General features: G+C 63.8%; 10 protein-coding genes, 1 tRNA gene, 1 other RNA gene and 2 pseudogenes. 5 read left to right on the plus strand and 9 right to left on the minus strand.

Annotated elements, in window-relative coordinates; translation table 11 throughout:
* Positions 1 to 119: 119 nt before the first annotated feature.
* A pseudogene (gene arsB, locus MHX52_RS09955) lies at positions 120 to 923 on the minus strand (ACR3 family arsenite efflux transporter); the annotation flags it as partial.
* Positions 924 to 1,002: 79 nt separating this feature from the next.
* Between arsB and MHX52_RS09960 the strand changes: the two are divergent.
* From MHX52_RS09960 to MHX52_RS09970, 3 genes are all read left to right on the plus strand, one after another.
* Complete coding sequence (locus MHX52_RS09960) at positions 1,003 to 1,350, plus strand: helix-turn-helix transcriptional regulator (protein ID WP_035002869.1); 348 nt, start codon at positions 1,003 to 1,005, stop codon at positions 1,348 to 1,350.
* Positions 1,351 to 1,416: 66 nt separating this feature from the next.
* Positions 1,417 to 2,754, plus strand: coding sequence for a MurT ligase domain-containing protein (locus MHX52_RS09965; RefSeq protein WP_239318057.1), 1,338 nt, complete (start codon positions 1,417 to 1,419; stop codon positions 2,752 to 2,754).
* Positions 2,755 to 3,546: a type 1 glutamine amidotransferase gene (locus tag MHX52_RS09970; protein WP_239318059.1), complete on the plus strand. Its 792-nt coding sequence runs from the start codon at positions 2,755 to 2,757 to the stop codon at positions 3,544 to 3,546.
* On the opposite strand, the gene MHX52_RS09975 is transcribed toward MHX52_RS09970, so the two are convergent.
* The 6 genes from MHX52_RS09975 to MHX52_RS10000 all read right to left on the minus strand — a co-directional run bounded on the left by MHX52_RS09975 (position 3,543) and on the right by MHX52_RS10000 (position 10,149).
* On the minus strand, positions 3,543 to 3,974 hold the full coding sequence (locus MHX52_RS09975) for a hypothetical protein (RefSeq protein ID WP_049050130.1): 432 nt from the start codon (positions 3,972 to 3,974) through the stop codon (positions 3,543 to 3,545). The genes MHX52_RS09970 and MHX52_RS09975 overlap by 4 nt on opposite strands.
* A gap of 84 nt (positions 3,975 to 4,058) precedes the next feature.
* Entirely contained in the window at positions 4,059 to 4,781 is a 723-nt protein-coding gene (gene recR, locus MHX52_RS09980; RefSeq protein WP_049050131.1) for a recombination mediator RecR, read from the minus strand.
* Between the two features lie 29 nt (positions 4,782 to 4,810).
* Positions 4,811 to 5,125, minus strand: coding sequence for a YbaB/EbfC family nucleoid-associated protein (locus MHX52_RS09985; protein ID WP_005292353.1), 315 nt, complete (start codon positions 5,123 to 5,125; stop codon positions 4,811 to 4,813).
* Between the two features lie 117 nt (positions 5,126 to 5,242).
* Positions 5,243 to 8,098, minus strand: a complete 2,856-nt coding sequence (locus MHX52_RS09990) for a DNA polymerase III subunit gamma and tau (protein WP_239318060.1) — start codon at positions 8,096 to 8,098, stop codon at positions 5,243 to 5,245.
* 43 nt (positions 8,099 to 8,141) lie between these two features.
* Positions 8,142 to 8,741: a suppressor of fused domain protein gene (locus tag MHX52_RS09995; protein ID WP_239318061.1), complete on the minus strand. Its 600-nt coding sequence runs from the start codon at positions 8,739 to 8,741 to the stop codon at positions 8,142 to 8,144.
* Positions 8,742 to 8,865: 124 nt separating this feature from the next.
* Complete coding sequence (locus tag MHX52_RS10000; RefSeq protein WP_239318062.1) at positions 8,866 to 10,149, minus strand: aminotransferase class I/II-fold pyridoxal phosphate-dependent enzyme; 1,284 nt, start codon at positions 10,147 to 10,149, stop codon at positions 8,866 to 8,868.
* Between the two features lie 250 nt (positions 10,150 to 10,399).
* On the opposite strand from MHX52_RS10000, the gene MHX52_RS10005 reads away from it, so the two are divergent.
* Positions 10,400 to 11,443, plus strand: a complete 1,044-nt coding sequence (locus MHX52_RS10005) for a magnesium and cobalt transport protein CorA (RefSeq protein WP_239318063.1) — start codon at positions 10,400 to 10,402, stop codon at positions 11,441 to 11,443.
* Between the two features lie 32 nt (positions 11,444 to 11,475).
* Here MHX52_RS10005 and ffs read toward each other — a convergent pair.
* Positions 11,476 to 11,570: signal recognition particle sRNA small type (gene ffs, locus MHX52_RS10010), an RNA gene on the minus strand.
* A gap of 170 nt (positions 11,571 to 11,740) precedes the next feature.
* Here ffs and MHX52_RS10015 point away from each other — a divergent pair.
* Positions 11,741 to 11,829, plus strand: a tRNA-Ser gene (locus MHX52_RS10015).
* A gap of 94 nt (positions 11,830 to 11,923) precedes the next feature.
* On the opposite strand, the pseudogene MHX52_RS10020 reads toward MHX52_RS10015, so the two are convergent.
* Positions 11,924 to 12,210, minus strand: a pseudogene (locus MHX52_RS10020) (IS481 family transposase); the annotation flags it as partial.

The following is a 12,210-nucleotide window of genomic DNA, read 5'->3' on the forward strand; positions in this document are numbered from 1 at the left end:
ACCTCATGCACCACCCAGGAGAACATCGTGACGACCACCACCAGCTAACCGCCTAACCAAGCCCCGAACTTCATATCGAGCCGAAAGCACAAACGGCTACACCACTACACCGGACTTGACCCAGCGAAGTATGCAACCAGCGGAACAGCCGTACGTGCCACCGCCCAAGGGTGCTCGGAGATCTGCTCCCCTTGCAGTGAAAACAAGAGCACGATCGTGTACAACAGCCCCACCAATGCAAGTGGAGAAATTGCTGGCAAAAACCTAGTTTCGTACCACTCCCGCCCCTTAATCTTTTCACCAAACACGCGAGAGGCGAGACCAGCTGCCAGTGGGATACCCAGGAATACTAAGACAGAAATCACGATCGACCAGAACGAGAAGTCTGCCGAGGTTGTAGGCAACCCCAACCAACCGGGAAGTACTTGCAGATAGAACCACCCCAACACGCCAAACATAAGCACCTGGAATACTGAATTAACTGCCACCAGTACCGCAGTTAATTCTTTATCGCCGCAAGAGAGGTCCGACCAGACCAGAACCATTGCAATGCACCGAGCTAGGCCAACGACAATCAAACCGGTGCGCAGTTCAGGCTCATCAGGCAAACACAGCCACGCCAAGGCAAACATGAATGCCGGCCCCACAATCCAGTTCAAGACAATGGAAACCGCCATCAAGCGTCTATCAGAAGCGATCCGGCGGGTCTTGTCATACTGAACCTTTGCCAGGGGCGGGTACATCATTACCAATAAGCCGAGTGCGATAGGAAGCGAAATGCTTCCGACTTCCAGATCCCTAAGCTTTGCTCCAACCCCCGGAGCCACACGGTTCACCAACAGCCCTGCAACCATTGCGAGGATAATCCAAACGGGCAAGAACCGATCCAAAAATGACATACCGGAGCGCGAAGGAGCTGTCATGTAACCTTCTCTAAGTATTGACTAGTATCAATATTAAACTAAGTGTCGTATTGATGCCTGTCAATATACGATTGTTGACATGGCCAATCCAGAGATTTTCCCGCTTTCTGACCCCTCAACATGCTGTTCACTAAGTAGCGGGCCATTGTCGGACCTCGAGGCCACCCGGTATGCCGCTTTATTCAAAGTCCTGGCCGACCAGGCCCGCCTGCAAATACTCTCTCACTTGGCAGCCAAGGGCTGCGAGCCTATCAGTGTAAACCGGCTGGCAGATATTACTGGGCTTAGCCAGCCTACGGTCTCCCACCATCTAAAACGGCTTACCCAGGCAGGCCTGCTCCGCAAGATACGAACCGGTCGCACAGTCATGCACCAGGTACAGCCCCAACTTTTTGCCGAACTCCGCACGATCCTCCAGATGGACTAATGTTCATCAGGCTCGGCGCGCCAGCCTCCAATTTCCGACACATGCCGGCGGGTACACTTAATCCCCATGGATAACTCTGATCGAACCGGCGCACGCCGCTCCGCACTGCAGCGGTTCCGCAGCTCCGTTGCGATTCGCATGGCGCAACTGGCGACGTGGGCGTCCAAAAAGGCAGGGCGAGGGGCCGGCGGCATGATCGGCGGCCTGGTCGGCGGGGCAATCGACCCGCAGCTGCTGGCGAGCCTCGGCGCCGGCAAGGGCGGCCAGAAGCGCCCAACGGTGCTGGTCACAGGAACAAACGGCAAATCCACAACCACCCGCATGCTGGCCGGCGCCGTCCGCACGGCCGCGACCGTTTGCACCAACGAGGGCGGCGACAACATGGACGCGGGCGTGATCAGCGCGCTGCTCGCCGGCCGCGACGCAGACACAGTTGTGCTCGAAGTCGACGAGCTGCACGTCCCCAAGATCGCCGAGAAACTCGACGCGGACGTGCTGGTGCTGCTGAACCTCTCGCGCGACCAGCTGGACCGCGTGGGCGAGATCAACAAAATCGAGCGTGCCCTGCGCGCGTGCGTGGAAGCGCGCCCGAACATGCAGGTCATCGCTAACTGCGACGACGTTTCCGTCACCTCCGTCGCCTGGGATTCCCCGAACGTCCAGTGGGTCAGCGCTGGTTTCGGCTGGACGGGCGATTCCACTAGCTGTCCGCGCACGGAAGGCGCGATCATCCACCGCACTGGCGAGGATGGCGTGGTGGACTGGTTCGCAGCGAAGAAGCTCCCGGACGGCCGCGAATTCCGCAGGCCCGAGCCCGATTGGCGCATCACCGAAGAGGGCCTGATCGACCGCGAGGGCAACCTGCACCCGATAAACCTGACCCTCCCGGGCAACGCAAACCGCGGCAACGCCACCCAGGCCGTCGCCGCCGCCGTGGCTTTGAGCGAGCTTCTCCCTCAGCGCATCTCCACCGAGCAGGCGATCACCGCCGCGGAGAAGGTGGATAACGTCGCGGGCCGCTACTCCGTGGTGCACTTCGGTAACCACGAGGTGCGCCTGATGCTGGCGAAGAACCCTGCCGGCTGGCAGGAGGCCCTGTCGATGGTTGACCGCACCGCCGATAGCCTCGTGATTAGCGTGAATGGCCAGGTCGCCGACGGCCAGGACCTGTCGTGGCTGTGGGACGTGCGCTTCGAGAACTTCGAGGGCGTACACGTGGTGGCCGCCGGCGAGCGCGGCACGGATCTGGCCGTCCGCCTGGGCTACGCCGCGGTCGAGCACAATCTGATCAAGGATACGGTGGCGGCGATCCGTTCCTGCCCGCCGGGCCGCGTGGAGGTCCTGGCGAACTACACGGCGTTCCGCGATCTGAAGCGGGTGCTGGACAAGGAAGGGGAAGCGTAAATGAACGCTGAGCTGAACATCGGCCTGATTCTGCCAGACGTGCTTGGCACGTATGGCGATGATGGCAACGCCCTGGTGCTGCGTCAGCGCGCCCGCATGCGCGGCATTTCGGCGGAGATCCACCCGATCCACCTGGGCGAGCCCGTCCCGGAGTCCCTGGACGTTTACACCGTCGGCGGCGGCGAGGATACCGCGCAGGTTCTGGCGGCGGAGCACCTCATCAGCGACGGCGGCATTTCCCGCGCGGTCGCCGCCGGCCGCCCGGTTCTGGCTATTTGCGCAGGTCTGCAGGTGTTTGGCCGGTCCTTCACCAGCCACGGTCGCACGGTTGAGGGTTTGGGGCTTATTGACGCCACCACGTCCCAACTCGCCGAGCGCATGATCGGCGAGATCGCTTCCACCCCGGCGGCCTCCGCCGTGACCGGCGGGGCAGGCCTGACCGAACCGCTGACGGGGTTCGCTAACCACATGGGTGCGACGATCCTGGGTGCGGACGCGGAGCCGCTGGGCCGCCTGACCCGCGGCACGGGCAACACCGATAGCCACGGCGCAGAAGCCGCTGGGCTTTCCGGAGAGGATGCTCACCGGCAGACGCGCGCCGAAGGCGCTGTTCAGGGTTCCGTCGTGGCGACGTACATGCACGGCCCCGTCCTGGCCAGGAATCCGCAGTTGGCGGACTGGCTGCTCGCCCGCGCAATGGGGGTTGGGCTCACCGAGCTGCCCGAGTTCCAGGGTGAGTTGGCGGGGCAGTTGGAGCGCGAGGTGGCGTCGCTAAGAAAGGAACGCCTCTAAGCGCCGAGCTTGGCCACGCTAAGGATCATCGGCAGCTGAAGTGGGACGCGCGCAAAGGCGATGGCGCGTGCGGGCTGAGGTTTGGCACGCCAGTCCCAGGCCATCTTGATGTTGCCAGGGAGCACGCCGACTAGGAAGAGCGCGGCGGCAGGGGCGATTGTACTTCGCAGCGCGCCGCGCCATTCGGGCTTCAGGCTGCATGCCGCGATGCTGGTGCCCAGGGCGATTTCCATGGCTCCGGAGCCGAGCGTCCAGGCGCGCGGGGTGCCGGGGAGTTCCTCCGGAACGATTCTGTCGAAGCCCTCCGGCTTAACAAAGTGCAGCACGCCTGCGGTGCCGAAGACGGTTCCCCATACGGCGGAGCGAATTCCGGCCGCGCGGGACAGGCGGTGCGGACGGAGAGCGTTGTGCAAAGGGTTTTTACTCATGGGCGCCACTGTAGTCCTGCCGTGCGACACCGGCGCCCCGCGCCGTCGGTACCACGGCTAAAGAGGCTCCAGCGGCTACAGAAACTACAGCGCGGTGCGCCCCGCAAACGCGCGGGACAGGGTGAGCTCGTCGACGAACTCCAGGTCCCCGCCCATCGGAATGCCCGAGGCCAGGCGCGTGACCGTCAGACCGGGGAAGTCGCGCAGCAGGCGGCCGAGGTAGGAGGCTGTTGCCTCGCCTTCCGTGTTCGGGTCGGTGGCGATGATGACTTCGGTGATCTCGGGGGCTTCGTCGTACTCGACGTCCGCGCTGGTGCCGTCGGCGTTGTTGGAATCTTCAGCAGCGGCAGACGTGGCGTCGCCAAGAGAAGCCCCGCCGCCCTTCGCGCCGAGCGCGACGTCTGGCAGCGCCCCGCCGATGCGCTGCACCAGGGGCGTGACGTTCAGTTCCTTCGGCCCGATGCCGTTCAGCGGGTCGAGCGCCCCGCCGAGCACGTGGTAGCGCCCGCGGTATTCCGCGGTGCGTTCGATCACCTGGATGTCTTTGGATTCCTCAACCACGCAGATGATGCTTTTATCGCGGTTGGAGTCCGCGCAGATCCGGCACACATCTTCTTGGGAGATGTTGTGGCAGATGCGGCAGAACGTCACGCCGCGCTGCAGGCGGCCGAGTGCGCTTTGGAAGCGTTCGATGTCCTCCGGCTCTTCGTTCAGCAGATGCAGCGCGATGCGTTGCGCGCTTTTCGGCCCGATGCCGGGCAGCCGGGAGAATTCGTCGATGACGTCCTGTAGAGGTCCTTCGAACAACTAGATCTCGCTTTGGAGTCTTAGAAGGCTTAGAAGCCCAGGCCACTCATGCCTTGGGACAGCGGGCCCATCTTCTCCTCGGCGAGGGTCTGCAGCTTCTGGTTGGCGTCCTTAAACGCGCCGAGCAGCAGGTCCTTCAGGGTGTCGATGTCCTCGGGGTCGACGATCTTCGGGTCGATCTCCATGTCGGTGACCTCGCCGGAGCCTGCGACGGAAATGGTGACCAGGCCATTGCCTGCCTCGCCCTTGACGGTGGAGGCGGCGATCTCGCGCTGTGCTTCCTGCAGCTGTGCCTGCATCTGCTGGGCCTGCTGCATCAGCTGGTTCATGTCTGGCTGGCTCATTTTGTTTACCTTTCGTCGGCTTTTTCGTGCTTGAGTTTTAGTTCTTCCACAACTGTACCGGTCGGCTCGGACAGGCGTGTTAGGCACCTTCGCGTGTGTGGGTGGTTGTGTTCACGCTTAGCGAACTCTCTCCGCGCCGAGGCTCTTTTCGATCAGTTCACCTGCGATTTCCAGCGGCGTGCGGTGGTCGCGCTCGCCGGGTGCGCGCTCGAGGTCGGCGAGTAGTTCGTCGCGTTCATTTTGTTCTGTTCTTTGTGACGCCCCCTCGGCCCCAGCAGCGCCCATCCCAGCGTGGGGCTGGCGGTTAGCGGCTCGGGACGGGGGTTCTGCCGTCTGTGCGGAAGGACCAGATGACGCTGACTGTGCAGATGGGCCCGACGGCGCAGAAGATCCAGGCGGGCCGGAGAGAACGGACGGATCAGAGGGGCCCGAGGGTTCGGGCGGCAGCGGCGCGTCGGCGGCTGGGTTGGCTGCAGCGTTAGCGGCCGCCCCGCCGCCCCAGTTGTCGACGGGGGCGTCTCCGTAGGCATCAACTGGCGGCTCGTCGGGCAGTGGGACGCCGTTGAAGCCGTTTTCCATGTTGTATTTCTTGCGGGCCTTGGCTCGTTCGGCGCGGGCGCGCCAGCCGGAGTTCGGGTCTTCCTGCGCGGCGGCTGCTTCACCCGAATTGGCTGCAGTTCCAGCGCCTGTGCCTGCCACTCCCCGGCTGCCAGTAGCGGCGCCAGCTGCGCCCGCACCCGCTGCGCCTGCGTTGCGGTGGGAGTGCGAGGCCTTGCGCATCGCTTCTTCCATCGCGCGGGCGCGCTCCAGGGCGCTGCTGGCTGCGCTGCGCGAGGCCGCTGCGTCCATCGGGGTTTCCGCTGGCACAGGGTTCACCGGTGTGGAGGCTGGCGTTTGTCCCTCACCGGCGGAGGGCTGTGCCGCCGCCGGTTCAGATTTTCCCTGCTCATCGCCTCCTGCAGGCTCGGCAGTTCCAGTAACTCCGTCACTTCCGGCGGCTCCGGCGCCGACAACTTCGTCGCCGACGTAGACGACGATGCGGGCGGAACTTCCCGTGACACTCTGGATAGCCTGCGAGTACACTTCCGCGTTCTTCGCCCCGCTGACCAGCCTTGCTAGTGAGCCGGTGTGGTGGTCAACGTGGATCTCGCCCGGAGTCGGCTGGGATGCACGCGGTGCGGCGCCTCGGAGGGCGATCCAAGCGCTGAGGTCCAGGTCGTGGACGGCATCCATGATGCGTGCCCAGGAGTCCGAATCAATTGTGGCGGCCGCGTCCGCCGAAGCTTCCGCCGGGGCCTCTGCCGAAGTCTCCGCCGGTTCAGAATCTGTCGGTGCCGGTGATGCCTCCGCATTTGCTGCGTTCTGAGTCGGGGACTCGGCTTCCGCAGCGCTGGCCTGGCGATGGCGCTGCATGATGTCGCGCGCCCGGCGCGCCTCGGCGATGGCCGGGGACTCCTGCGCAGCTTCCGGCTCAGTCGCTGGCGAGGTCTCAGGTGCTCGAGAAGCTTCCGCTGCCTCGGGGGACTCGGCGGGCTGAACCGGAGACTGCTCCGGTGCCTTCTCTGCAGGCTGCCCAGGTTCCGACTGAGCCGATTCAGGCTGCACAGGTTCAGGCTGCGCCGCTGCAGACTGCTGCGCTGCGTCCTGCGCAGCCTTCCTGCGCCGGGCGAACATCTCCGCCCGGCTGCCGCGCACTCCCGTGCCGGTTCCCGAACCAGCTCCAGCACCGGCGCCCGTGCCCGCGCTCGAGCCAGCACCGGCGCCTATTCCTGCCGCCCGGCCAGCACCCACGCCACCTCCGGCACCGCTACCGCCAGCCCCGCCGTGCCCCTTCTCCAGGGCCTCCACGCGCTGCGCCAGCGCCTCCACAGTCATGCCGGCGGCGGGCAGCGCCATGCGAGCACACAGGATCTCTAGCAACAGTCGCGGAGCCGTGGCGCCGCGCATCTGCGCCAACCCCTCATTCACCAGGGATGCACAGCGCGTCAGCGTCGCCTGCCCCATCTTCTCCGCCTGCTCGCGCAGCACGTCACGGGACTCCTCCGGCGCGTTCACCAGTCCGCGTTCGAACGCATCCGGCACGGCCTGTACCACCAGCAGGTCGCGGAAGCGGTCCAGCAGATCCTCACTGAATCGGCGCGGGTCGTATCCCGCATCAATAACCTCGTCGACCACGGCGAACAGCGCGGCGGAATCGTGCTCCGCCAGCGCATCCACAGCACGGTCGATCAGGGTGGAATCCGTCACGCCCAGCAGGGCCAGCGCGCGGTTGTACGTCACGCCCTCCGGCCCGGCACCGGCCAGCAGCTGGTCCATAATCGACAGCGAGTCACGCGGCGAACCGCCACCCGCGCGGATGACCAGCGGATACACCGCATCCTCCACAGGCACGCCCTCGCCGGACACCACCGACTCCAACAGTCCGCGCATATCCGGCGGCGCCAACAGGCGGAACGGGTAGTTGTGGGTTCGGGAGCGGATGGTCTGCAGCAGCTTCTCCGGCTCCGTCGTGGCGAAGATGAAGATCAGGTGCTCCGGCGGCTCCTCCACGATCTTCAGCAGGGCGTTGAAACCCGCCGTGGAGATCATGTGCGCCTCGTCAATAATGAACACCCGGTAGCGAGATTCCGCAGGCGCATAAAAGGCGCGTTCGCGCAGCTCGCGCATGTCGTCCACACCGTTGTGCGTGGCGGCGTCCAGCTCCGTCACATCTAGGTTCCCCGGCCCGCCGGGCGCCAGCGATACACAGGATTCGCACTTTCCGCAGGGCGTGGACGTCGGCCCTTCCACGCAGTTCAGCGAGCGGGCCAAGATGCGCGCCGACGACGTCTTACCGCAGCCGCGCGGCCCGGAAAACAGGTATGCGTGGTTGATCCGCCCGCTATCCAGCGCCACCGACAACGGCTCGGTCACGTGGGATTGCCCCACGACCTCGGCAAACGTCGCCGGACGATATTTCCTATAAAGTGCCACGAACCTAGCCTACATTCCGCCTAAGACGACCCGTTGCGGTCGCCTAACGCCATATGTCGTTGATATTGACGCCCTCACGCACCAACCGCTCCTGCACCGCGGCCACACCGGCCGTCTGCGCGAGCTCAAGCTCCTCGTCCGTCAGCATCACCAGCTGCGCGACGATGGTCAGCCGCCCCGGGTGGGTGAACTCCACGTCGGTCTCGCCTTCCTTCGAGTGGCGGCCCGCACCGCCGGAGGTGACCTCGTGGACGTGCGGTACACCTTCGTCCCACACGTAGGGAACCACCAGCAGGCCGTTGCGGGCGGTGATCTTCCGCTCCGAATCTGCATCCATTTGCTGCACCACGTTCGGCAGCATGGTGCCAGGCTGCGGGGGCCAGTGACCAGGGTCTTGGGAGATCATCGTCGCGGCGTGGGCCAGCAGGTCGGCGGCAGTATCGTCGTGCCCGCTAACGACGGTCAGCAGTTCCACGCGCAGGTCGGAGCCGTCTTCGGTCTGCAGGCCGGTTTCCATACGTCCGGCGTCGATGGTCATTGCAACCGTCTCGGCCAGCACGGGTTCTTCGCCGCCCTCCTGGGGTGTGCCTTCGCCCTCTTGGGGTGCGCCGTTCTGGGACGAGGGGGCGTCACCAAGAAACACCTCGGCAACAGCGAACTCGGGGAAGGAATCGGCGACCTTGCGGCGTGCGACGGTCGGCTCGTCGGGGAGTAGCCCCTGGACCCAGACCAGTGTTTCGTCGGTGTTGATGGTGGCCTCCTGTGGGTTAGCGCTGGCCCGCGTCGTGCTCGACCATCTCGATCGCGGCGTAAAGCACGCAGGTGGCGAAGCCGTCCATGGCGACCTCCAGCTGCTCGATCGTCGGCATGGAAGGAGCCAGGCGCAGGTTGCGGTCGTTCGGATCCTGCTTCAGTGGGTAGGTCGAGCCCGCGGCGGTCAGAGCCACGCCGGCCTTCTTCGCCAGCTCCACCACGCGGCCAGCGGTTCCGTCCAGCAGGTTCACGGAGATGAAGTAGCCGCCCTCCGGGACGGTCCACTCGGCAACGTTGAGGTCGCCCAGGCGGCGCTGCAGGATCTCCACCACGCGGGTGAACTTCGGGCCCAGGGAGCCCGCGTGCTTACGCATGAGGTCGCGCACGCCCTCGGCATCCTTCAGGTACTGCAGGTGAGCCAGCTGGTTGACCTTGTTCGGGCCAATGCCGCGCACGTTGGCGATCTTCTTGTACCACTCCAGGTTCTCCGTGGAGGAGGCGAAGAAGGCCAGGCCAGCGCCCGCGAAAGTGATCTTGGAGGTAGAGGACATGGCCCAGAAACGGTTCGGGTTGCCCGCCTTCTCGGCGACGTCCAGGATGTTGATGATCTCCGGGAACTCGTCGGTCAGGGTGTGGACGGCGTAGGCGTTATCCCACACGATGCGGAAGTCCGGCGCGCCGGTTTCCATAGCAGCCAGGGCCTCGGCGGTCTGCTGCGAGAAGGTGACGCCCGTCGGGTTGGCGAACATCGGCACGGCCCACATGCCCTTCACGGCCGGGTCCTTCGCCAGCTCGCGCACCTGGTCCATGTCCGGGCCTTCGTCCGTCATGTCGACGGTCAGCATCTCGAAGCCGAACAGCTCGGTGATGGAGTGGTGACGGTCGTAGCCCGGCACGGGGCAGATCCACTTCAGCTTCTCCTCCGCCGACCAGGGACGCTCGGAATCGTTGGTGCCGAAGGTGTAGGCCCAGCTGATCAGGTCGAACATGATGTTCAGGCTGGAGGCATCGCCGGCGATGACGTTATCCACCGGCAGGCCCAGGACGTCCGCCCACAGCTGGCGGACCTCCGTCAGGCCGACCCCGCCGCCGTAGTTGCGCACATCCACTCCGGAGGGCGAGGTGAAGTTCTCGCCCGGAAGGCTCAGCAGATCCACGGAGAAATCCAGCTGCTCTGCCGAGGGCTTACCGCGCGTGAGGTCCAGGTTGAGCCCCTTGGAGTGCAGCTCTTCGTAGGCCTGGCGGACGTCCTCCTTCATGCTGAGGAGGAGCTCTGCGTTTACGTTTTCGATCTTCATGTAAATTCTCTCCCGCTTGTGGCGTGCTGGGGTTTACCCTCGGTGTGGCTTACCTTTGCCAGTCTAACGGACATGCCGGACACCGCCCCCGGAAAGCGTGCCCCGGCGCCACAGCCCCGGCACCTCAGCGCCTGCGGGGCTACCTTGCGGGCGATAGGATATCGACGGGCTAAGGTGCATAGAGTTTGCATAGAGTTACCGTGCGTCAGATCTCGCCGGATGTAGTTGAAATAGTTGGAAAGGATCCACTATGGCTAAAACCGAACCCCACCGAGTCCGGGTCCCCGTCGAACGCGCCATCCGCGAGTGCCGCCTTTACGTAGAGGGCAAGCAAACCCCCGGCCAGGCGAATTACGCTACCGCGCTGAAGGAGATCGAGGATCTAGCCGCCCCCAGCAGGGGCAGCTTTGTGCTGGTCACCCTAGAGGAACCCTCGGAGGAGCAGATGCTGAAGGTGGCGAAATGCTACGACGTCGACGAGCTCATCGTCGAGGATGCCGTGACCGCCCACCAGCGCGCCAAGCTGGAGCGCTACGAAAATCAGCTGTTCACGGTCGTCCGCTCCGTGCAGTACGCGGGCAACAAGGACCTCATTGACCGGCGCGACCTCATCCAAACCGGTGAGGTGCAGATGGTCATCAGCCAGAAGTTCATCATCGTGATTGCCCACGATACGGAACTGCCCGACCCGGAAGCCCGCCTGCACCAGGCGCCCGAGCTGCGCAGCGCAGGTCCGATGGCCATCGCGTGGGCCATCACGGACTACCTGGTCGACGAGTACACCCGTATCTCCGAGGCGCTGGAAGACCGCGTCGACAACTTGGAGGAGGAGGTCTTCACCCTCCGCGCCGAGACGAACATCGAGAATATCTACACCCTGAAGCGCGAGATCCTGGAGATGCGCCACGCTATCGGCCCGCTGATCCCGGCGCTGCGCGCGCTGATCGATAACCACAAGGATCTGACGACCAAGCACGTCAGGGCGTTTTTCCGCGATGTTTTGGACCACGCCATGCTGGCCAAGGACAAGATCGACTCTTTCGACGAGCGCCTGAGCTCCCTCATCCAGGCCAGCTCGGCGATCATTTCGCTGCGTCAGAACCAGGACATGCGCACGATCTCGTCCATCATCGGTATGGCCGCGCCGCCGACGATGATCGCGGGCGTGTACGGCATGAACTTCGACAACATGCCGGAGTTGCACTGGGAGTATGGCTATTACTACTGCCTACTGTTGAACCTTGCGGTGATCCTGCTGATGTGGTGGTGGTTTAAGCGCAAGAACTGGCTGTAGCCCGGCGCCCGGCCCCGCGCGTTTGGGCATAAAAAAGGGGACCCCGCGCACCCGTCAGAGCTCGTTGACCCTTGCTGCATTCCTGCCCTGGGGGAGTTCACAAGATACACGCCGCGCGGAATCCGTTGCCCATACTAGCCCACGCGCGCTCGTTGTTCCAAAGGCTCGTTCCTTCTTATCTATCGTCGCCCTCTTTCCAACCCCTAGCACCGGATTTGGAATCTAAAGGCAGCGTTGTGTACCCTTTCATGAGTACGTCGAAGCCACGGCTTTTCCGTGTGTTTTGCCGTTCGACATGGAGGATTCGACTAGCGGCCTATGTCACACGCCTGGAACGCGTGCGGGAGTCACATCCCTCGTGGGTTCAAATCCCACATCCTCCGCCATTGTCATGAGTCGCGACATAGTTGACACTTCAGTCGCGACATCATGGACAAACTGGCGTCTCGGTTTTTCTTTTCCGGGGCGCCGGTTTCGCTTTTAGGTCAGGGGTGGTTGGCCTTTCTTCCAATAAGGTTTTTGGTAATTGCGGGACGTATCGATGTAGTGCTCGGTGATAATCTCGCCGGTTTCTTTTAACGAAGTGGTGACATGGTTGTCGGTGATGACCATAAGGACGGTTTCGCCAGTGTATTTTCGCCCGATACCAAGTTGGTAGAGCCTACTTGCGTAACGGACGGTTACCTTGCCGTTTGGGGTGACGACATCGTTGCGGACGCGCCATTCTTCTTCCGGTTTGTCGTTGGGTTCGGCTTTGGGGCCGGTGG

The organism is Corynebacterium sp. ACRQJ, from assembly GCF_022346045.1.
Lineage (GTDB): Bacteria > Actinomycetota > Actinomycetes > Mycobacteriales > Mycobacteriaceae > Corynebacterium > Corynebacterium evansiae.